At 68.6% G+C, this 18508-nt stretch carries 23 protein-coding genes, 1 tRNA gene and 1 riboswitch; of the genes, 7 read left to right on the forward strand and 17 right to left on the reverse strand.

Features of this window, described 5'->3' with window-relative positions; all coding sequences use genetic code 11:
- Positions 1–6: 6 nt before the first annotated feature.
- The 10 genes from bluB to moaB form a co-directional block, all read right to left on the reverse strand.
- Positions 7–660, reverse strand: a complete 654-nt coding sequence (gene bluB / locus EA796_RS10650; protein WP_021445312.1) for a 5,6-dimethylbenzimidazole synthase — start codon at positions 658–660, stop codon at positions 7–9.
- Positions 657–1949: a cobyrinate a,c-diamide synthase gene (locus EA796_RS10655; protein WP_122108597.1), complete on the reverse strand. Its 1293-nt coding sequence runs from the start codon at positions 1947–1949 to the stop codon at positions 657–659. Before EA796_RS10655 ends, bluB begins: the two co-directional genes overlap by 4 nt.
- Positions 1946–2599, reverse strand: coding sequence for a cob(I)yrinic acid a,c-diamide adenosyltransferase (gene cobO / locus EA796_RS10660; protein ID WP_122108598.1), 654 nt, complete (start codon positions 2597–2599; stop codon positions 1946–1948). Before cobO ends, EA796_RS10655 begins: the two co-directional genes overlap by 4 nt.
- A 172-nt stretch (positions 2600–2771) precedes the next feature.
- Positions 2772–2977: riboswitch (cobalamin riboswitch) on the reverse strand.
- A gap of 39 nt (positions 2978–3016) precedes the next feature.
- Positions 3017–3337 carry a hypothetical protein gene (locus EA796_RS10665; RefSeq protein WP_021445724.1) on the reverse strand — a complete coding sequence of 107 codons (321 nt, stop codon included), beginning with the start codon at positions 3335–3337 and terminating at the stop codon, positions 3017–3019.
- A 6-nt stretch (positions 3338–3343) separates the two neighbouring features.
- A complete protein-coding gene (locus EA796_RS10670; RefSeq protein WP_122108599.1) occupies positions 3344–4003 on the reverse strand; it encodes an O-methyltransferase in 660 nt (219 codons plus the stop codon).
- Positions 4000–4518, reverse strand: coding sequence for a C40 family peptidase (locus EA796_RS10675; RefSeq protein WP_122108600.1), 519 nt, complete (start codon positions 4516–4518; stop codon positions 4000–4002). Before EA796_RS10675 ends, EA796_RS10670 begins: the two co-directional genes overlap by 4 nt.
- Before the next feature lie 86 nt (positions 4519–4604).
- A complete protein-coding gene (locus tag EA796_RS10680) occupies positions 4605–5213 on the reverse strand; it encodes a C40 family peptidase (protein WP_122108601.1) in 609 nt (202 codons plus the stop codon).
- A gap of 55 nt (positions 5214–5268) precedes the next feature.
- Positions 5269–6048 carry an NAD-dependent deacylase gene (locus tag EA796_RS10685; RefSeq protein ID WP_122108602.1) on the reverse strand — a complete coding sequence of 260 codons (780 nt, stop codon included), beginning with the start codon at positions 6046–6048 and terminating at the stop codon, positions 5269–5271.
- 4 nt (positions 6049–6052) lie between these two features.
- Positions 6053–7267 carry a gephyrin-like molybdotransferase Glp gene (gene glp / locus EA796_RS10690; RefSeq protein ID WP_122108603.1) on the reverse strand — a complete coding sequence of 405 codons (1215 nt, stop codon included), beginning with the start codon at positions 7265–7267 and terminating at the stop codon, positions 6053–6055.
- Complete coding sequence (gene moaB, locus EA796_RS10695; RefSeq protein WP_021445718.1) at positions 7264–7803, reverse strand: molybdenum cofactor biosynthesis protein B; 540 nt, start codon at positions 7801–7803, stop codon at positions 7264–7266. The genes glp and moaB overlap by 4 nt, the downstream gene beginning before the upstream one ends.
- Before the next feature lie 67 nt (positions 7804–7870).
- Between moaB and mobA the strand changes: the two genes are divergently transcribed.
- From mobA to EA796_RS10710, 3 genes are all read left to right on the forward strand, one after another.
- Positions 7871–8458, forward strand: coding sequence for a molybdenum cofactor guanylyltransferase MobA (mobA, locus tag EA796_RS10700; RefSeq protein ID WP_122108604.1), 588 nt, complete (start codon positions 7871–7873; stop codon positions 8456–8458).
- Positions 8459–8544: 86 nt separating this feature from the next.
- Positions 8545–8766 (forward strand): YgdI/YgdR family lipoprotein, encoded by a 222-nt coding sequence (locus EA796_RS10705; protein WP_021445716.1) that lies wholly within the window; start codon positions 8545–8547, stop codon positions 8764–8766.
- A gap of 131 nt (positions 8767–8897) precedes the next feature.
- A tRNA-Pro gene (locus tag EA796_RS10710) sits at positions 8898–8974 on the forward strand.
- Positions 8975–9048: 74 nt separating this feature from the next.
- Here EA796_RS10710 and EA796_RS10715 read toward each other — a convergent pair.
- From EA796_RS10715 to EA796_RS10725, 3 genes are all read right to left on the reverse strand, one after another.
- Positions 9049–9285 carry a glutaredoxin family protein gene (locus EA796_RS10715; RefSeq protein ID WP_021445715.1) on the reverse strand — a complete coding sequence of 79 codons (237 nt, stop codon included), beginning with the start codon at positions 9283–9285 and terminating at the stop codon, positions 9049–9051.
- A 48-nt stretch (positions 9286–9333) separates the two neighbouring features.
- Entirely contained in the window at positions 9334–10470 is a 1137-nt protein-coding gene (locus EA796_RS10720) for a DUF5610 domain-containing protein (protein ID WP_122108605.1), read from the reverse strand.
- Positions 10471–10554: 84 nt separating this feature from the next.
- Positions 10555–11112, reverse strand: coding sequence for a TetR/AcrR family transcriptional regulator (locus tag EA796_RS10725; protein WP_122108606.1), 558 nt, complete (start codon positions 11110–11112; stop codon positions 10555–10557).
- A gap of 132 nt (positions 11113–11244) precedes the next feature.
- Here EA796_RS10725 and EA796_RS10730 point away from each other — a divergent pair, with 132 nt between their 5' ends.
- The 3 genes from EA796_RS10730 (at position 11245) to EA796_RS10740 (ending at position 14044) form a co-directional block, all read left to right on the forward strand.
- A complete protein-coding gene (locus EA796_RS10730) occupies positions 11245–12249 on the forward strand; it encodes an MBL fold metallo-hydrolase (protein WP_122108607.1) in 1005 nt (334 codons plus the stop codon).
- Between the two features lie 142 nt (positions 12250–12391).
- On the forward strand, positions 12392–13663 hold the full coding sequence (locus EA796_RS10735) for an OprD family porin (RefSeq protein WP_122108608.1): 1272 nt from the start codon (positions 12392–12394) through the stop codon (positions 13661–13663).
- Positions 13664–13768: 105 nt separating this feature from the next.
- Positions 13769–14044 (forward strand): Rho-binding antiterminator, encoded by a 276-nt coding sequence (locus tag EA796_RS10740; RefSeq protein ID WP_122108609.1) that lies wholly within the window; start codon positions 13769–13771, stop codon positions 14042–14044.
- A 79-nt stretch (positions 14045–14123) separates the two neighbouring features.
- Here EA796_RS10740 and EA796_RS10745 read toward each other — a convergent pair whose 3' ends face one another.
- The 4 genes from EA796_RS10745 to EA796_RS10760 all read right to left on the reverse strand — a co-directional run bounded on the left by EA796_RS10745 (position 14124) and on the right by EA796_RS10760 (position 18134).
- Positions 14124–15506: an ATP-binding protein gene (locus tag EA796_RS10745; protein ID WP_021445709.1), complete on the reverse strand. Its 1383-nt coding sequence runs from the start codon at positions 15504–15506 to the stop codon at positions 14124–14126.
- On the reverse strand, positions 15503–16180 hold the full coding sequence (locus tag EA796_RS10750) for a response regulator (RefSeq protein WP_021445708.1): 678 nt from the start codon (positions 16178–16180) through the stop codon (positions 15503–15505). The genes EA796_RS10745 and EA796_RS10750 overlap by 4 nt, the downstream gene beginning before the upstream one ends.
- A 63-nt stretch (positions 16181–16243) precedes the next feature.
- A complete protein-coding gene (locus EA796_RS10755) occupies positions 16244–16849 on the reverse strand; it encodes an outer membrane beta-barrel protein (protein WP_122108610.1) in 606 nt (201 codons plus the stop codon).
- A gap of 112 nt (positions 16850–16961) precedes the next feature.
- Positions 16962–18134 (reverse strand): MFS transporter, encoded by a 1173-nt coding sequence (locus EA796_RS10760; protein WP_122108611.1) that lies wholly within the window; start codon positions 18132–18134, stop codon positions 16962–16964.
- A gap of 204 nt (positions 18135–18338) precedes the next feature.
- Between EA796_RS10760 and EA796_RS10765 the strand changes: the two genes are divergently transcribed.
- Positions 18339–18506: a periplasmic nitrate reductase, NapE protein gene (locus EA796_RS10765; protein ID WP_122108612.1), complete on the forward strand. Its 168-nt coding sequence runs from the start codon at positions 18339–18341 to the stop codon at positions 18504–18506.
- Positions 18507–18508 lie beyond the last annotated feature (2 nt).

The following is an 18508-nucleotide window of genomic DNA, read 5'->3' on the forward strand; positions in this document are numbered from 1 at the left end:
GATAGGTCAGTCAACGCGTTCTCCCCATCGATTCTCGAACAGCAGCTCGGCGAGCGGCCGCGGCCTGGCCCAGCCCTCTTCCACCAGCATCGGCTGGTCATAGAAGGCCGCGACCGGCCCCAGGCAGAGCAGCGCCACCGGCTTGCTGCCGGCCGGCATGCCCAGCAGCGCGGCCAACGCCTCGGGCTCGAACAGCGACACCCAGCCCAGGCCCAGGCCCTCGGCGCGGGCGGCCAGCCAGAGATTCTGAATGGCGCAGGCCACCGACGCCATATCCATTTCCGGCAGGGTGCGGCGGCCGAAGACATGCTTTTGGCGCCCGTCCATCAGCGCCACCGCCAGCAGCTCGGCGCACTCGCGAATGCCCTCGACCTTGAGCCGCATGAATTCATCGGAGCGTTCGCCCAGCGCCTCGGCGGTGCGCACCCGCTCGGCCTCCACCAGCGCGTAGGCGGCTTCGCGCAATTGCGGGTCGCTGATACGCAGAAAGCGCCAGGGCTGCATCAGGCCGACGCTGGGTGCGCGGTGCGCCGCCTCCAGCAGGCGTGCCAGCACCTCGGCCGGCACCTCGCCGCCGCTGAAATGACGCATGTCGCGGCGCTCGGCGATGGCGCGATAGACCGCGGCGCGCTCAGCGGCGCTGAAGGCCTGCTCGCTCATGGACGCAACAGCGCCGCCGCCGCCAGGGGATTGGACGGCAGGTAGAAGTGGATATAGCTGGCCGTCAGCCGGCCCAGGCGATAGACCGCCTCGGCCACCGCCTTGCCGTTCGGGCAACGGCCCAGGGCCAGCGGCGCCAGCGGGCTGTCCAGGCGCGAATGGTGGTAGCTGTGGCCACGCAGCTCGCCTTCCGGCAACGTCACCTGCTGCAGGGCCAGGGCGGTCAATCGTGGTTGCAGCGCCGCGCGGCCGGCCAGCAGGCCGAGCATGCGGCCGCTGACGCCCTGCTTGTCGGCCAGCTCGTCGAGCAGATAGAGCATGCCGCCGCACTCGGCGAGGATCGGCTTGCCGGCCTGGTGATGGGCGCGAATCGCCGCGGCCATGGCCTGGTTGCCTTGCAGCTGGGCCAGATGCAATTCGGGATAACCGCCGGGCAGGTAGAGGCTGTCCACCTGCGGCAGGCCGTCGCCCGCCAGCGGCGAGAAGAATTCGAGTTCGGCGCCCAGCTCGCGCAGCAGATCGAGGTTGGCCTGGTAGAGAAAGGCGAAGGCGCCATCGCGCGCCACGCCGATGCGCACGCCGGCCAGCAGCGGCTCGACCACCCGCGGCGGCGGCGCGGCAAAGCGCACCGGTGCCGGCAAGGCCACCTCGGCGCTGGCGGCCAGGGCATCGGCGGCGGCATCCAGGCGCGCATCCAGGTCGGCCAGCTCCTGCGCCTGCACCAGTCCCAGGTGGCGGCTAGGCAGCTCCACCGCGGCATTGCGCGGCAGCGCGCCGTACCAGCGGATACTCGGCGGCAGCGCAGCGCGCAGGATCTCGCCGTGACGGGCGCTGGCCACCCGGTTGCCGAGCACGCCGGCGAACGGCAGGTCGGGCTGGAAGGTCGCCAGGCCATGGGCCAGGGCGCCGAAGGTCTGGGCCATGGCCGAACCGTCGATCACCCCCAGCACCGGCACGCCGAACTGCCGCGCCAGGTCGGCCGCCGAGGGCTGGCCGTCGAACAGGCCCATCACCCCCTCGATCAGGATCAGCTCGGCCTCGCCCGCCGCCTGCCAGAGCAGGCGGCGGCTCTCCGCCTCGCCGACCATGGCCAGGTCGAGCTGGTACACCGGCGCGCCGCTGGCGCGGGCGAGGATCATCGGGTCGAGGAAATCCGGGCCGCACTTGAACACCCGCACCCGCCGCCCCTGACGGCTGTGCAGGCGCGCCAGGGCGGCGGTGACGGTGGTCTTGCCCTGCCCCGAGGCCGGCGCGGCGATCAGCAGCGCCGGGCACTGGCGCGAGGTCAAAACTCCACCCCCTTCTGCGCCTTCACCCCGGCCTTGAAGGCATGCTTGACCAGGCTCATCTCGGTCACCGTATCGGCCGCCTCGATCATCCCCGGCAAGGCGCCGCGCCCGGTCACCACCACGTGCTGCGAGAGCGGCCGCGCCTGGATATCGGCGAGCACCGCAGCGAGCTGGAGATAACCGTGCTTGAGGGCGATATTCAGCTCGTCCAGCACCACCAGGCCGACGCCCTCGTCGTTCAGCAGGCGCTGGGCAACGGCCCAGGCCTCGCCCGCCTTGGCGATATCGCGCTGGCGATCCTGGGTCTCCCAGGTGAAGCCCTCGCCCATCACGTGGTAGCTGACTTCCTCGGGGAAACGGCGGAAGAAGGCCTCCTCGCCGGTGCTGGCGGCGCCCTTGATGAATTGCACCACGCCGACTTTGATGCCGTGGCCGAGGGCGCGGGCGACCATGCCGAAGGCGCTGCTGCTTTTGCCCTTGCCGTTGCCGCTGTGCACCAGCAGCAGGCCGTACTGGTCCTGGGCCTGGGCGATCTTCGCGTCGATCAGCGCCTTCTTGCGCGCCATGCGCGCCTGGTGCCGGGCGTCGCGGTCAGCCGATGCGCTGTCGCGCTGGCGCGATTCGCTGTCGCGTTCGGTCGATTCGCTCATCGAAGTTTCCTGGTCTGCGGGCATCCGGGCGCGGGCCGCCGTGCACGACTGGCAAGCTGGCGTGGCGGCATCGTTGCGCTCCCGAACACACTGGGCTGGACAAGGCAGGCGGAGAACGGCGCGCGCGGGCCACCAGGAAGGCGAGCCCGCACGCCAGACAACGCCCTCCGCGATGCCGTGGACTGCAGCAGGCCGGTCTCCGGGCTTGTGAGCGAGCCTCGCGGGCTAGCGCCGCGCCTTCCCATGCACGAAGCACAGTGGCAATAGAGCGGCGTTTGACTCACCTACCGTTGCGGGGGCAGCGCCGGATTCTGTACCGGCTTCCCTGTTTCACCTCGTACGCGCGTGGCGTCGGGCACCTGAAGCAAGGCGCGCAGGGTAGAGGCTGGCCGCCTCGCCCGTCAACGCCGACGCGACTCAGTGGCGGGGGACGAAGCCGGCCGGCTTGCGCGCCAGCCACTCGACGAAGCCGCGCAAGCGCTCGTCGCCCAGCAACGCTTCGCGGCTGTTGTAGCTCAGTGCCAGCTCCTTCTCGCTGAACAGCCGGTGGATCTGGTTATGGCAGGCGCGACAGACCCAGAGCGTGGCAGTGATGCGTTCGTGGCGGGGATAGCGCTTCTGCACATAGGCCTTGTCGTGCAGGGCCTTGGGGATCAGGTGGTGACGGGTCAGCGCCACCGACCGCGCGCACAGTTCGCAGGCGTCGGGCTGGGGCGGCAGGCGGATGGCGTCGGCCACGGCGGCTCAGCGCTTGCGGCACAGGGTCAGGCCGTCGCCCAGCGGCAGCAGCGACAGCTCGACGCGCGCATCGTCCTTGAGCGCCCGGTTCAGCGCCTGAATGGCGCGGGTGTCGGCGCTGTCCGGCTGCGGCTGCAGCACCCGGCCGCTCCACAGGGTGTTGTCGAACAGCAGCAGGCCGCCCTGGCGCAACAGGCGCAGCGCCTGCTCCAGGTAGGCCGGGTAGTTGGCCTTGTCGGCGTCGACGAAGATCAGGTCGAAGTCGCCCTGCCCTTCGTGCTCCAGCGCCGCCAGGCTGTCCAGCGCCGGGCCCAGACGCCATTGGATACGCTCGGCCAGACCGGCCTCGGCGAAATAGCGGCGCGCGGTGGCGTTGTAGTCGCCGGGCAGGTCGCAGCAGATCAGCTGGCCCTGCGGCCCCATGGCATCGGCCAGGCAGATGGCGCTGTAGCCGGTAAAGGTGCCGACCTCGACGATCCGCCGCGCGCCGACCAGGCGCACCAGCAGGGCCATGAACTGACCCTGCTCCGGGGCGATCTGCCAGCGCGCCTCGCTCAGCTGCGCGGTTTCCGCGCGCAGGCGGGCGAGCAACGGCGACTCGCGCAGGGAGACGTCCAGCAGGTACTGGTAAAGCGCGTCGTCGAGCTGCAGGCTGCGCTGGGTCACGGATTGCGCGCCAGTTCGGGGGCGAGCACGCGCTTGGCGTCCAGATAGGCGCGCTGCCAGTAGCTGTTGTCCAGGCTGTCCAGGCGCACCGTGCCGCCCGAAGACGGCGCGTGGACGAAACGTCCCTCGCCGACATAGATGCCGGCATGGCTGACGCCGCGCCCGCCGTTGGTGGCGAAGAACACCAGGTCGCCACTCAGCAGGGCGTCGCGGTGCACCTTGGGGCTGCGCATGGCGCTCAGCTCGCGGGTCGAACGCGGCAGGCTGATGCCGGCGGCGTCGCGGTAGACGTAGCCGATCAGGCCGCTGCAGTCGAAACCGCCGTCCGGGGTATTGCCGCCGTAGCGATAGGGCGTGCCGACCAGGCCGAGGGCGCGGAACAGCACGTCGTCGGCGCCGCCCTGGAACTGGCCGGTGGCTGGCGTGTAGCTGGGCTGGGGGGTGGGAGCGCGACTGCTGCAGGCACTCAGCAGCAGGGCGAGAACGAGCAGGGCAACACGGGTCGTGACGGGCATGAGCGAGGCGATCCTGAGCCTGGATACGCCCTACTCTGCCGGCTCGGGACGAACGGCGCAACCCTGCGGGGCCGCGCCGCAAGCCATCAGGGATGACGCTTGGCGGCCTGCTCGTCGTCCACCTGGGCCAGGGCGAGGACGCGCTTGGCCTGCAGGTAGCTGCGATTCCAGTAGCTGTCGTCCAGGCTGTCGATGCGCACGCCGCCGCTGCGGCTGCTGCTGGAATGGATGAACTGGTCGTCGCCGAGGTAGATGCCGGCGTGGCTGACGCGGCCGCGGCCGCGGTCGTTGAACAGGATCAGATCGCCCGGTTCCAGGTCGGCGCGGGCCACCTTGGGCGCGTCCAGGTTGATCAGCTCGCGGGTCGAGCGCGGCAGTTCCAGGCCGACTTCCTTGCGGAACAGGTAGCCGACGAAGCCGCTGCAGTCGAAGCCGGACTGCACCGAGTTGCCGCCGTAGCGATAGCGGGTGCCGACCAGCGAACGCCCGAGGTCGAGCAGGCTATCGGCCAGCTGCGGCATTTCGTAGGGTTTGTCGTCGATCAGCGCGGCTATCTCGTCCTCGGCAGGTTCGACCTGCTGAGCGACGGGCTTGACCGCGGGTTCGTCGAGCTGCGGCTGCGGCGCATGGCCGGCGCAGGCGGCGAGGAAGGCGATGAGTGCAAAAGGCACGAGGGGTGCGAAGCGTTTGGGCATGGGCACGACCGTGTCGGTTGAATTTACAAGTGCGCGACTATGCCCTCTATGCCGTCTATTTGCAAATTCTATCGCTCGAAATGTGACCCAGTAGTTCCGGCAAAACATCTAAGGCCCGCCCAGCCAGCCGTACATCCACCACGTCGCTGAGGTCGGTCAGCGTGGGGTTGATCTCCACGCTCAGGCCGCCGGCCTGGCGGGTACGCAGCACCGGCTCGACTATGTAGGGGAAACTGGCGCTGGTGCCGACGCTGAGCACCACGGCAAAGCCCTTGCGCAGCTCGCCGTAGAGGCTGTCGACGGCCGCCTCCGGAAGCATTTCCTCGAACAGCACCACGGGCGGGCGCAACACTCCGCCGCACTGCCGACAGCGCGGCGGCAACGGCCGCTGCAGGTGCTCGGCCAATTCGCTGTCCTCGGCGCCGCAGGACTGGCAGTACAGCGGCGCCAGCTCGCCGTGGATCTCGATCAGACGCTCGCCGGGGCTGCCGGCGGCGCGGTGATAACCGTCGATGTTCTGCGTCAACACCCAGCAACCGGGCTTGCGCCGTTGCAGCTCGGCGATGGCCAGGTGGCCGGCATTCGGCGCCGCGCCGAGGCAGGCCTTGCCCAGCTCGGCCAGGTATTTCCAGCACAGTGCCGGGTCGCGGCGCAGCATCGGCCCGGACAGCGCCGCCTCGATCGGCAGGCCTTCGGCGGTATGGCCGTTGTACAGCCCGCCGAGGCCGCGGTAGGTGGGCAGGCCGGAGTCGGCCGACAACCCCGCCCCGGTAATTACCAGAATGCGCTCGGCCTGCTCGATGGCCCGCGCGACTCGCCGCAGCGCCTCGTCCATGGCCTTAGCCCAGGATCTCGCTGAGGGGAATGAACCGCAGGCTGTCGCCCTCCTCCAGCGTCGTCCCCTCCAGAACCTCGGCCAGCCCTTCGGCCCAGGCGGCGCTGCGCAGCACGCCGGAACTCTGGTTGGCGTAAGGCACCGCGCGACCGTGTTCCAGGCGCGCGCGCAGGTATTCGCGGCGTATGCCCGGCTTGTGCCAGGCGAATCCGGCCGGCACGACGAAGCCCAGCGGCTCGATGCGCTGCACGCCGAGACGCCGCAGCAGGTAGGGGCGCGCCAGCAGACCGAAGGTGACCAGGGTCGAGGCCGGATTGCCCGGCAGACCGATCACCGGCACGCCCTGGTAATGACCGAAGGTCAACGGCTTGCCCGGCTTGATCGCCAGCTTCCACAGCGTCAGCTCGCCAGCCTCGCGCAGGGCCAGGCCGAGATAATCCGCCTCGCCCACCGAGACCCCGCCGGTGGACAGGATCAGGTCGACGTCGCCGAGCCTGCCGAGGGCCTCGCGCGTCAGCGCCAGGTCGTCCGGCAGGATGCCGGCGTCGACCACGGCGCAACCCAGGCGCTGCAGCCAGGCGCTGAGCAGGCGCCGGTTGCTGTTGTAGATCTGCCCCGGACCGAGCGCCTGGCCGGGCTCGACCAGCTCGTCGCCGGTCGACAGCACGGCGACCCGCGGCCGCCGCCGCACGCGCAGTTCGGCCGCACCGAGAGAGGCGGCCAGGCCCAGCTCGATCGGCCCCAGGCGCGTGCCGGCCGGCAGCACGCAGTCGCCGACACGGGTTTCCTGGCCGCGGGCGCGGACGTTCTGGCCAAGCCTGAGCGGCTGGCGAAAGCGCACCCGCCCGGCGTCATCCAGCTCCACGTTCTCCTGCATTTCCACGCTGTCGGCGCCAGCCGGCAGCGGCGCACCGGTGAAGATGCGCGCGCAGCTACCCGGCTGCAGCGGCAAGGGCGCCGTGCCGGCCTGGATGCGCTGACTGACCGGCAGCGCCTCGCCTTGCCAGTCGGCCAGGCGCAGGGCGTAACCGTCCATGGCGCTGTTGTCCCAAGGCGGCAGGTCGAGTGCAGCGAGCAGCGGCTCGGCCAGCACCCGGCCATCGGCATCGGCCAACGCGACGGTTTCCTGCTGCGCGATGGGTGCGGCCTCGGCCAGCGCCAGCAGGCGTGCCAGCGCCGCCTCCATGGGCAACAGGCCGGGTTGCTCGCAACCGCTCATCCGCGGCTCTCGCAGGCGGCCACCTGTTTCAGATGGGGGACGAAATTGCAGGGACGATGCCGGGCATCCAGCTGCTCGCCGAGGATGCCGTCCCAGGCAGTGCGGCAGGCGTTGGTCGAACCCGGCAGGCAGCACACCAGGGTACCGTTGGCCAGGCCGGCCAAGGCGCGCGACTGGATGGTGGAGGTGCCGATATCGGCCACCGAGATCTGCCGGAACAGCTCGCCGAAGCCGTCCACCTGCTTGTCCAGCAGGCAGGCGACCGCCTCCGGCGTGCTGTCGCGCCCGGTGAAACCGGTGCCGCCGGTGATCAGCACCACCTGCACGCCGTCATCGGCGATCCAGCCGGCGACCTGGGCGCGGATCTTGTAGAGATCGTCCTTGAGCAGGACGCGCGCGGCCAACTGGTGACCGGCCGCCTGCAGGCGATCGACGAACAGTTGTCCCGAGGTATCGGTTTCCAGGGTGCGGGTGTCGCTGACGGTGAGCACGGCGATCTGCAGCGGCACGAACAGCGCCTCGGCCTTATGGTTCATGGCAGGCTTCCAATTGCGAGAGAATGGCCGGAGTTATATCACACCACCCGCCACCGGAGACGCCAGCATGCCCGCCTCGAACGCCCCACCACCCTGCTCCGTGCTGCTGCTTGCCGGCGGCCGCGGCCAACGCATGGGCGGTCGCGACAAGGGCCTGCTGGAGTGGCGCGGGCGGCCGCTGATCGCCTGGCTGCACGAGCTGGTACGCCCCTTGAGCGACGACCTGATCATTTCCTGCAACCGCAACGCCGAGCGCTACGCGCCCTATGCCGACCGCCTGGTGAGCGACCAGGACAGCGACTTCCAGGGACCGCTGGCCGGCATTCGCGCGGGCCTGGCGGCGGCGCGCCACAGCCAGCTGCTGGTACTGCCCTGCGACGCGCCGCTGGTGGATCGCCCGCTGCTCGACGCCTTGCTCGAACGCGCCGGTAGCAAACCGGCGGTGGTGCGCCAGGGGCAGTACTGGCAGCCGTTGTTCTGCCTGCTGCCGACCGCGTTGAGGGACGATCTGGAACGCGCCTGGCAGGCCGGCCAGCGCAGCCCGCAGCGCTGGCTCGACAGCCTCGCACCGACGCCGCTGGACTGCCCGCTCGACGATGCGCGCCTGGCCAACCTGAATACGCCGGAACTCCTCGCCGCCGCCCGACCCGACTGAGGCGCCGGGAAAACTCGGTGGAACTCGCACGCCGCTACTGCGTCTGAGCCTGGGTACATAGGTTGTATCACCCAAGGAGACAGACCATGACTCAACGGATCATCCCCGCCCTGCTTATCGCCCTCGGTTTCGCCGCACTGGCCGGCTGCGCCTCGCCGTCGGTGATCACCCTGAACGACGGCCGCGAGATCCAGACCGTGGACAAGCCCAAGTTCGACGAGGACTCCGGCTTCTACGAGTTCGAGCAACTCGACGGCAAGCGCGCCACCGTCAACAAGGACCAGGTGCAGACCGTCAAGGAACTCTGAATCGACGCCCCGGGCCTCCCCTGCGAGGCCCAGGCAGGCTGTGGGGTTGGCACGAAAACGGCCGCTGCGCTAAATTTTTTTCGGGCTAACCCCTTGTGCGGTAAAAGTTTTTCGGTAGAATACGGCTCATTCGGAGTGTAGCGCAGCTTGGTAGCGCGTCTCGTTCGGGACGAGAAGGTCGCAGGTTCGAATCCTGTCTCTCCGACCAAATCAAAAACCCGCCTTAACCGGCGGGTTTTTTTATGCCTGCGATTACCATCCCGCCTGGCGCCGGCCAACGCCTCAGCGAAGAAAGGCCACCACCTGCTCGCCGTCGAACGGCCAGTTCAGTTCGGCGCCGGTGTCGCAACGACGCAGCACCGGGATACGCAGGCCGTACTGCTCCACCATGCCCTCGTGCTCGGCGATATCGATTAGCTCCACCAGCAGGCCGTTCTCGACGAACGGCATGAGCAGCGCCTCGGCCACCTCGCACAGGTGGCAGCCCAGGGTTCCGAAGAGTTGGCATTCCGGCGTCATGTGCGCACCTCACTGTCGGCAAGGTGCGCAGTTTAGCACCGCCGCGAATCAGCTCGCGGCCGCGCCCTCGCCGAGCTGACCGGCGAACAGCGCCTGCAGGCCGTCGAGCAGGCTGCGGTTGAGGCTTTCGGCCTTCTCAAGGCGCGGCAGGTCGAAGCGCTCGTCGAGCGAGAAGCCGCCCTTGAGCAGGTCCTTGAGCAGGCCGCCGGCGTCCTGCGCCAGGCCTTCGGCGCTGCGCAGCGCCTCGAGCAAGCCCTGGGCATAGTTCTGTAGGTCGCCATTGACCGCGCTGGCGCCCTGCCCGGCCACGGCGCCATAGGCATCGGTGGCCTGGCGCACGCTGGTCTGGGTCAGGCGCAGGGACATCGAGGCCAATTGCTCACCGTCCATTTCCAGGGCCATGGCGCGGTCGAAGGCACCGGCCAGGTCGCCGGCGTAGAACTGGTTGGACAGCTCCTGCACCTGACTGAAGAGCTTCTCCAGCGCCTTGACCTCGTCGGCATCCAGCTCGCCTTCGACGCTGACCTGCCAGCCGCCGATCCGTAGGCTGCCGGACTGGCTGCTGGCCGTCACGGCCGTGCCGCTGCCGTTGCTGGCGGCGGCGAAGCTGCTCTGCGACCAGCTGGCCGAAGCCTGCGCCACGGAGATGCGCAGGCGGTCGCCGTCGCGGGTGGTCACCGACAGGTCGAAGGTTTCCGCCAGGGCGCTGAAGCGCTCGCTGTAGCCGGCCAGGGCGAGCGAGCCCGACGCCGGTGCGACAGCGCCGAAGCGCCGGTCGAGATCGCCGAGGCCGTCCTGGATGCGCTGATAGGTATCGTCGATATCGCCGGCCACCTTGCCGGCCAGCACGCCCATGCCGTCGAGAATCTTGCGCGCTTCGGCGAAGCCCTTCTCCACGCCTTCGCGTGCCTGGCCGAGGAGTTTCTCCAGCTTGGCCGGATCGGCACCCGCCGCAGCCTCGCTCTGCAGGCGCTGTTCGATAAAGCCGAGGATGCGCCCGGCGACCTTCTCGGGAGTGAAATCGTCCTGCTTGCCACTCAGCGCGCCGGGCTGCAAACCGAGCTTGTCGGCCAAGCGGTTGGCCAGAACGGACTGCGCATCGGCCGCATTGCTGCGCGGCGACGGCGATTGAGCGGCTTGGGCGGCGCGCGAGGCGGAAGGGTTGAGCGAGGCCAGGCTGTTCATGGCAGGGTACCGGGGCAGGACATCTGCCGGGTTAGCGGCCGCCGCCGCGCAAGCTTTAGTCGCACACGACCAACGGTCTGCCAGTCAATGCCCCGCCGTCTGCAGCAGACGCACGGCCGCCGCCCGCGCCTGGCGCGCCTGATCGCCCGGCCCGTAGACATGGGCCATGCTCAACGCCCCCTCGAAGAGAAACTGCAGCTGCGCGGCGAGCGCATCGGTATCCGTCGCCCCCAGAGCCTGCAGCGCCCGACGGAAGTGCTCGAGCAAGGCGCGCTTGTGCGCCGCCGCCTGGCGGTGGATGGGGTGCGCGCGGTCGTGAAACTCCGCCGTGGCATGGAGGAACAGGCAGCCGCAGAAATCCGCCTCGCCGAGCAGTTGCTGCAGCCCGTCGAACGTCGCCAGGATCGCCTCGCGCGGCGCCAGACCGGCCAGGGCCGCCTGCATGCGCGCACCGAGCTGCTCATGCTGCAGCTGCAGGGCCGCGAGAATCAGCTCGTCCTTGGACTTGAAATGCTTGTACAGGGTCATCTTCGCCACCCCGGATTCGGCCAGGATGCGGTCGATGCCGGTACCGTGGTAACCCTCGCGGTAGAACAGCTGCAGCGCGGTGGCGAGCAGCTGTTCGCGTTTGTTCGAAGCCATGTGCAACCTCCAGAGGCGGCCATTATGCGCAAGGTGCGGCAAAGGTCGACCGCGGCGGGGAGAAAATCGTCGCTTGAAATATACAGACCTGTCTGTCTAACATCCATTCACCCCAGCCCTGGAGCATTCGCCATGACGCGGTTCGAACTCAACCTGCCCGCCAACGGCTACCAGGGGCGCTCGTTCGCCAGCCTGATCGGCCGCGCGCTGCTGCGCCGCGCTACCCCTGGACGGCGGCATGATCAGTCCCTTCCCGCCCCCAAGGACAGCGAACCTGTGCGCCGCTGCCGCTACGCCTTCGCCCTGCTGCTGGCCGGCCTCGCGTTCGGCGCCCAGGCCGAGCTGCGCCTGAGCCTGGTCAAGACCTCCGCGACCACGACCCTGGACGCCTTCACCGTGGCCGGCGGCAAGTGGACGCAGAGCGCCACCGCCAACCATGTGGCGGTGCTGATCGAGCACCATGCCGCCACCCTGCTGTTCGACACCGGCCTCGGCCGCCAGGTGGACCGCCAGTTCGCCGAGATGCCCTGGCACAGCCGGCAGCTGATGCAGTACGGCGCGGTGCGGCCGGTGCGCGACCAACTGCAGCGCGACGGCATCCGCGTCGATCGCATCCTGCTGTCCCACGCTCACTGGGATCATGCCTCGGGCCTGGCCGACTTCCCCGAAGTGCCGGTCTGGGCGCCCTACGCGGAAATCGAGTTCAGCCGCATCGCCGCACCGCCGGCGATCCTGCCCAGCCAGTTCGAGCACGGCGTGCGCTGGGTGCCGTACGACTTCGCGCCGCAGCCCTTTCTCGGCTTCGCCGAGAGCCTGGATTTGTTCGGCGACGGCGCCCTGGTGCTGGTGCCGCTGCGTGGCCACACCCCCGGCTCGGTCGGCCTGTTCGTCACCCTCGAGGACGGTCGCCGCCTGTTCTTCACCGGCGACGCCAGCTGGCGCCTGGAGGGCTTCACCGGACCGCGGGAGAAGTTCTGGATCAGCCGCCGACTGGTCGATCACGACCGCGCCGCCACCACCGACGTCCTGCAGCAGGTGCACCGGCTGATGCAGCAACAGCCCGAGCTGAAGGTGCTGCCAGCGCACGATGCGCTCGCCCAGCAGGCGCTGCCGGTCTACCCGCAGTGGCTGCAATAGACGGCCAGGCGCCAGCTACCGCTCGTCCGTCCAGACTAAAGTCTTACAGTCGACTCGCCACTGAAATGCTTTATTTCACAACGCCGTAACTGGCCGGTCACATCGTGGCCGACCCAACTATAAGAACGAGGAGACAACAATAATGAGTAAGACTCCCCTCGCCCGCGCCGTGGCCCTCGCCACGCTGGGCGCCAGCCTCACCCTGCCAGGCATGGCTCAGGCCGACTTCATCGGCGACAGCAAGGCCACCCTGGAGCTGCGCAACTTCTATATGAACCGCGACCTGCGCCATACCACCTCGGCGCAGCAGTCCAAACGCGAAGAATGGGCCCAGGGCTTTATCTTCAAGGCCGAATCCGGCTTTACCGAGGGCACTGTGGGCTTCGGCCTCGACGCCTATGCCGCTCTGGGCGTGAAGCTCGACTCCTCGGACGAGCGCGCCGGCACCAACCTGCTGCCCAATGCCTTCGGCGACGAGGGCCCGGGCGAGTATTCCGAGGCCACCGGCGCAGCCAAGGTCAAGATATCCAAGACCGTCGCCAAGGTCGGCGGCATGATGCCGAAGCTACCCAGCGTCTCTTCCAACGACGCGCGCCTGCTGCCGCAGACCTTTCTTGGCGGCCATCTGACCTCCAACGAAATCGACGGCCTGACCCTGCACGCCGGCCAGTTGAAGGAACAGAACCAGCGCGACTCCACCAACTTCGAAGACCTCAGCGTCAACGCAGGTGGCGGCATTCGCGGCTTCACGTTCAACGGCAAGGGCAACGTCGGCGATGACTTCAACTTCGCTGGTCTGTCCTATCAACTGACCAAGGACCTGACCGCCAGCTACCACTACGGCGAGCTGGAAGACCTGTACAAGCAGCACATCTTCAACCTGGTCCATGTCCTGCCGATCGCCGACAAGCAATCGCTGAAATCGGACGTGCGCTATGCACGCACCACCGACGACGGCCACAGCAATATCGACAACAAGTCCTTTGGCGCCATGTTCACCTACGCCCTGGGTAGCCATGCGTTCGGCCTGGGCTACCAGAGCATGAGCGGCGACACCGGCTACGCCTACATCAACGGCACCGATCCTTTCCTGGTCAACTATGTGCAGATCGGCGACTTCGCCAATAAGGACGAAAAATCCTGGCAAGTGCGCTACGACTACAATTTTTCCGCCTTCGGCCTGCCGGGTCTGAGCTTCATGACCCGTTACCTCAACGGCGACAATATCGACCGCGGCCCCGGCGTCTCGGACGGCAAAGAGTGGGAGCGCAACATGGACATCACCTATGTCGTCCAGGAGGGCACCTTCAAGAACCTGGGCTTCAAGTGGCGCAACGCCACCCTGCGTTCCGATGCCCTGGGCGAGCTCGACGAAAACCGCCTGATCGTCAGCTACACCATCCCGCTGATGTAAGGCCGCCTGCGAGCCCCCAAGCGCTGCCACTCTGCTTACGGAGTCGCGGCGCTTTTGCTGGTCTGGGCGTTCGGCTAGGCTCAGATCGACGCGGAGGACGATTCGATGGACAGCGACTACCAACCCCTGGCCTGCGACCTGTACGACTACCTGGAAATCGCCTGCCTGCACCGCTACCGCCTGGAGATCGAACTGCTCGACGGCACGCGCCTGCAAGGCCAGGCGCTGACCACCGAGACCACGGCGAGCAAGGAGGAATTTCTGCTCCTGCGCTGCGCCGATGGCGAGCGGCGCCTGCGCCTGGATCGCCTGCTGGCGATCACCCCGCAGGACGACGGGGCGAGCTTCGGCCGGGTGCTATTGGGCGGAGAACGCTGTTAAGCAGGGCAAGCCGAGAGGTGCGCCATAGGCACCCACCATTCTTGGCAGCTGCTGCGTACGGCGGCGCTCTGGATCTGCCTCAGTCATATAAACGCACCCTGAAGCAGGCCCCGCCCAGCGGCGAATCCTCCAGGCTCAGTTCGCCGTCGTAGCTGTCGATGATGTCCTGCACCACCGCCAGGCCGATGCCCTGCCCCGGGTTTTGCGCGTCCAGCCGTTCGCCGCGTCGCAGCACGCGGGCGCGCTGGTCGGCGGGCACGCCAGGGCCGTCGTCCTCGATGGTCAGGCGGCAGCCGTCGGGCAGTTCCTCCAGGCTCACGCGCACGCGGTGCAGGCACAGGCGGTAGGCGTTTTCCAGCAGGTTGCCGAGCAGTTCCATCAGCGCGCCGCGCTCCATGCTGATCTGGCTGTGTTCGGCCACCTGCACGTCCACCTGCACGCGCTTGTCGCGGTAGACCTTGTCCAGCGACAGGCACAGGCCGTCGAGCAGCGGCCATACCGCCTCGCGGTGGCGCACCAGGCCGCTGCGGCGCAGGCTGGCGCGCTGCAGCTGGTAGCCGATCTGTTGGCTCATGCGTTCGATCTGCGCCTGCATCAGTTGCGCCTGGTCGCGGTTGGCCGGCTGGCCGGCGAGGGTTTCGCCGAGGCCCTGGAGCACGCTGAGCGGGGTTTTCAGGCTGTGCGCCAGGTCTTCCAGAGAGTCGCGGTAGCGTTCGCGCTGGCGCCGCTCGCTGTCCAGCAGGCGGTTGAGCGAGCCGGTCAGGCGCAGCAGTTCGCGCGGGTGCTGGTCGCTCAGGTGCTGGCGGGTGCCGGCCTCGACGCCGTCCAGCTCGTCGCTCAGGCCGCGCAGGCTGCGAAAGCCCCAGGTCAGGCCGAACCAGAGCAGGCCGAGCAGCGCCAGCAGGGCGATGCCCAGCCACAGCTTGAGGCGCCAGACGAAGCCGTCGAACAGCTTCTGGTACTCGCTGGTGGGCTGCATGGTGACGATGCTGAAGGCGGCGGCGTTGCCGCGCAGCAGGTCGACCTCGATGTCGTAGAGGAAGAATTCCTCGCCGTGCTCGTCGCGCACGCGGGCGAACTCGTGGCCGCGGCCGTCGTAGCGCGGCTGGTAGCGGATCGCCTCGTCCTCGGAGGAGCGCGAGCGCCACAGCAGGCGGCCGTCGCGGTCGTAGATGAAGCCGAGCAAGTGCGAGTCGAGGTTGTCGAACTCCTCGTCCGGCATCTTCTCCGGCATGCGCAGCTGGCCGTCGTGGATACGCGCGGCGGAGATCAGCGCGGCGGCGTCGGAGGCCAGGCGCTTTTCCACGGTCTGCTCCAGGGCCATGTTGAACACGCCCTGCAGCACCGGCAGCAGCACCAGCATGAACAGCACCGCCAGCACGGCGGTGCCCAGCATCAGGCGCAGGCGCAGCGAGCCCAGGCGCGCCCGCAGCCGGCGCAGGTAGGCGCGGCTGCGGCTCACTTGCAGCGCTCGTTGAACAGGTAGCCCTGGCCGCGCACGGTCTCGATCGGCTTGCCGCCTAGGGCCGCCTCCAGCTTGCGGCGCAGGCGTCCGACCAGCACTTCGATGACGTTGGGGTCGCGCTCCTCGTCGCCCGGGTAGAGCTGCTCCATCAGCCGTTCCTTGGCCACCACCTGCTGGTGATGGCGCATCAGGTATTCGAGGATGCGGTACTCGTAGGCGGTCAGCTGCAACGGCTGCTCGTCCACCGAGGCCTGCTTGCGGTTCAGGTCGAGCACCAGGCCGCCGGCCTCGATGGTCGATTTGGTGAAGCCCGAGGAGCGCCGCAGCAGGGCGTTGAGGCGCGCCTCCAGTTCCTCGAACTGGAACGGCTTGACCACGTAGTCGTCGGCGCCGCAGGACAGCCCTTCGACCTTGTCCTGCCAGTTGCCGCGGGCGGTGAGAATCAGGATCGGGAAGTTCTTGTCCTGGCTGCGCAGCTGGCGGATCAGGTCGATGCCGCTCATGCCGGGCAGGCCGAGGTCGACCAGGGCCAGGTCGTGGTTGTAGGACTCGGCCCGGTACAGCGCCTCCTCGGCGGTGCGCACGGCGTCGACGACGTGGCCCTGCTCGCTGAGACGGGTGAACAGATGGTGGCGCAGCAGCGCTTCGTCTTCCACCACCAACAATTTCATGACGCATCCCCTATTGGTTGACGGGCCGGGCAAGAGGCCCGGCCGCGGTTAATGGCGTGAACCTCAGAAGGCATAGTTGGCGCCGAGGTAGACCTGCGAGCTGCTGTGCAGGTCCAGCGAGCCGGCCTTGGCCGCGCCGTGCGGCGCCATTTCGGTGCTGGCGTTGCTGCGCAGGTAACGATAACCCGCTTCGATCGAGGTATTGCGGTTGAGTTCCTGCAGGATACCGGCCTGCAGGCCCGCGGCGTAGCCGATGTCGCTGTCGCGCGAGAAACCGCGGCTCTCCTGCTCCAGCTTGACCAGGCCGGCGCTGACGCCGCCGAACAGCTTGGTATTGTTGTCGCCCAGCGGGACGAACAGGTCGTAGCTGCCGAGCAGGTTCTGCAGGCGCAGCTTGTAGCCGCCGTGGCTGTCGGAGACGTTTTCGTAGGTGGCGTAGTAGCGGCTGTCGGCCGTCTGCTGGCCGGCGCGCACGCCCCAGGTGCCGCTGTCGTGGATCGCCTTGTCGAGCTTGGGATCGTTGAGGTTGGCGTTCAGCGCGCTGGATTTCTGGATGTTGTTGCTGGTCTGGCCCCAGCTCAGGCCGACGAAGCTGTCGGCGGCCTGGGTGCCGACGGCGGCGCAGGAAAGCAGAGTGGCCAGGGCGATGCGGTTCAGGGTGGGTTTCATCGGGATTGCCTCGCGGATCGGTTGTTGACTGACTCGACAGGCAGTCTGCCCGAGGGCCACTGAACCCCTACTGAACCCTCCTTGAACCTCGCCTGAACGACTCACAGAGCGCCTACAACCGCCGCACCAGGGCCGCGGCGAGGAGGAACAGGGTCGCCAGCACGGCCAGCAGCGCCAGCCAGCCGGCGTGCTCCCAGACGTAGCCGCCGCCGTAGCCGACCAGGCTGGAACCCAGGTAGTAGGCGCACAGGTACAGCGCCGAGGCCTGCGCCTTGGCGCCCTGGGCGTGGGCGCCGACCTGGCCGCTGGCCACCGCATGGGCGGCGAAGAAGCCCAGGGTGAACAGCGCCAGGCCGGCCACCGCGGCGCTCAGCCAGGGCGTTGCGCAGAGAGCCACGCCGAGCAGCATCAGCGCGATGCCGCCGAGCAGCACCTGACGCGCGCCGAAACGCGGCACCAGCCGGCCGGACCAGCCGGCGCTGAAGATGCCCAGCAGGTAGACGGTGAACAGCAGGCCGATCACCGTGGCCGAGAGGTTGAACGGTGCCGCGGCCAGGCGAAAGCCGACGTAGTTGAACAGGGCGACGAAGCCGCCCATGAGCAGGAAGGCCAGGGCGAACAGCAGGCGCAGCCGCGGGTTGCCCAGGTGCAGGGCGAAGTTGCCGAGCAGCCCGCGCAGCGACAGCGGCTGGGCGCGGAAATGCCGCGACGGCGGCAGCAGCCAGAGAAACAGCGCCAGCGCCAGCAGACCGAGGCCGGCGATGCCGCCGAGCGCCCAGGGCCAGCCGCCGAGGTCGCTGAGCAGGCCGGCCAGCAGACGCCCGAGCAGCCCGCCCAGGGCGGTGCCGCCGATGTACAGGCCCATGGCCGCAGGCAGCGCGTCCGGGTCGAACTCCTCGCCGACGTAGGCCATCGCCAGTGCCGGCAGGCCGCTCAGGGCCAGGCCGAGCAAGGCGCGCAGCCACAGCAGGTGGTTCCAGCTCTCCACCAGCGCGCAGGCGATGCCGAGCAGCGCGGCCAGGCCCAGGGCGCCGGCCATCACCGGCTTGCGCCCCCAGCTCTCGGCCAGCGCGCCGGACACCAGCAGGCACAGCGCCAGGCTCAGGGTGGTCAGCGACAGCGCCAGGCTGCTGCTGGCCGCCGACACGCGAAAATGCGCCGCCAGCAGCGGCAGCAGGGGCTGCACGCAATAGAGCATGGCGAAGGTGGCGAAGCCGGCGCAGAACAGCGCCAGGGTGGCACGCCGGTAGGCGGCGGTGCCGCGAGCGAGATGGGTAGCGGACATGGAACGGACTCAGGAAGCAGGGCGCCGGAACGGCCGGTAAAAAGCTTAGCACGCTACCTATCAACCTGGCTGCGCCGCACTGGCACAAGCGCTGCGCGCCGCGCGGGCGGACGCAAGCCATCTGCCTTGATCCAGCTCAACGGCTTTTGCCCGCACTGCTTGTAGGGTCTAGCCTGAAAGCGACGCGAGAACGGAGTCGACCGCATGCGCAAACCCGCCGCCCAAGCCACCCCGAAGGGCAAGGAAACCCGCCTGTTCCTGTTCCTGGTCGTCTGCCTCTTTCCCCTGCTGTCCATCGCCCTGGTCGGTGGTTACGGCTTCTTCATCTGGTTCATGCAGATGCTGCTGGGGCCGCCCGGCCCGCCCAGCTGACC

Source organism: Pseudomonas sp. AOB-7, from assembly GCF_003696305.1.
In the GTDB taxonomy this organism is placed as follows: domain Bacteria; phylum Pseudomonadota; class Gammaproteobacteria; order Pseudomonadales; family Pseudomonadaceae; genus Aquipseudomonas.

Coding starts and splice junctions, on each gene's coding strand:
- EA796_RS10755 (WP_122108610.1), bottom strand. CDS start 16,849: ATGAAACCCACCCTGAACCGCATCGCCCTGGCCACTCTGCTTTCCTGC.
- moaB (WP_021445718.1), bottom strand. CDS start 7,803: ATGAACCATAAGGCCGAGGCGCTGTTCGTGCCGCTGCAGATCGCCGTG.
- EA796_RS10685 (WP_122108602.1), bottom strand. CDS start 6,048: ATGGACGAGGCGCTGCGGCGAGTCGCGCGGGCCATCGAGCAGGCCGAG.
- EA796_RS10725 (WP_122108606.1), bottom strand. CDS start 11,112: ATGGCTTCGAACAAACGCGAACAGCTGCTCGCCACCGCGCTGCAGCTG.
- mobA (WP_122108604.1), top strand. CDS start 7,871: ATGCCCGCCTCGAACGCCCCACCACCCTGCTCCGTGCTGCTGCTTGCC.
- EA796_RS10760 (WP_122108611.1), bottom strand. CDS start 18,134: ATGTCCGCTACCCATCTCGCTCGCGGCACCGCCGCCTACCGGCGTGCC.
- EA796_RS10720 (WP_122108605.1), bottom strand. CDS start 10,470: ATGAACAGCCTGGCCTCGCTCAACCCTTCCGCCTCGCGCGCCGCCCAA.
- EA796_RS10675 (WP_122108600.1), bottom strand. CDS start 4,518: ATGCCCGTCACGACCCGTGTTGCCCTGCTCGTTCTCGCCCTGCTGCTG.
- EA796_RS10730 (WP_122108607.1), top strand. CDS start 11,245: ATGACGCGGTTCGAACTCAACCTGCCCGCCAACGGCTACCAGGGGCGC.
- bluB (WP_021445312.1), bottom strand. CDS start 660: ATGAGCGAGCAGGCCTTCAGCGCCGCTGAGCGCGCCGCGGTCTATCGC.
- cobO (WP_122108598.1), bottom strand. CDS start 2,599: ATGAGCGAATCGACCGAACGCGACAGCGAATCGCGCCAGCGCGACAGC.
- EA796_RS10750 (WP_021445708.1), bottom strand. CDS start 16,180: ATGAAATTGTTGGTGGTGGAAGACGAAGCGCTGCTGCGCCACCATCTG.
- EA796_RS10765 (WP_122108612.1), top strand. CDS start 18,339: ATGCGCAAACCCGCCGCCCAAGCCACCCCGAAGGGCAAGGAAACCCGC.
- glp (WP_122108603.1), bottom strand. CDS start 7,267: ATGAGCGGTTGCGAGCAACCCGGCCTGTTGCCCATGGAGGCGGCGCTG.
- EA796_RS10680 (WP_122108601.1), bottom strand. CDS start 5,213: ATGCCCAAACGCTTCGCACCCCTCGTGCCTTTTGCACTCATCGCCTTC.
- EA796_RS10740 (WP_122108609.1), top strand. CDS start 13,769: ATGGACAGCGACTACCAACCCCTGGCCTGCGACCTGTACGACTACCTG.
- EA796_RS10735 (WP_122108608.1), top strand. CDS start 12,392: ATGAGTAAGACTCCCCTCGCCCGCGCCGTGGCCCTCGCCACGCTGGGC.
- EA796_RS10705 (WP_021445716.1), top strand. CDS start 8,545: ATGACTCAACGGATCATCCCCGCCCTGCTTATCGCCCTCGGTTTCGCC.
- EA796_RS10715 (WP_021445715.1), bottom strand. CDS start 9,285: ATGACGCCGGAATGCCAACTCTTCGGAACCCTGGGCTGCCACCTGTGC.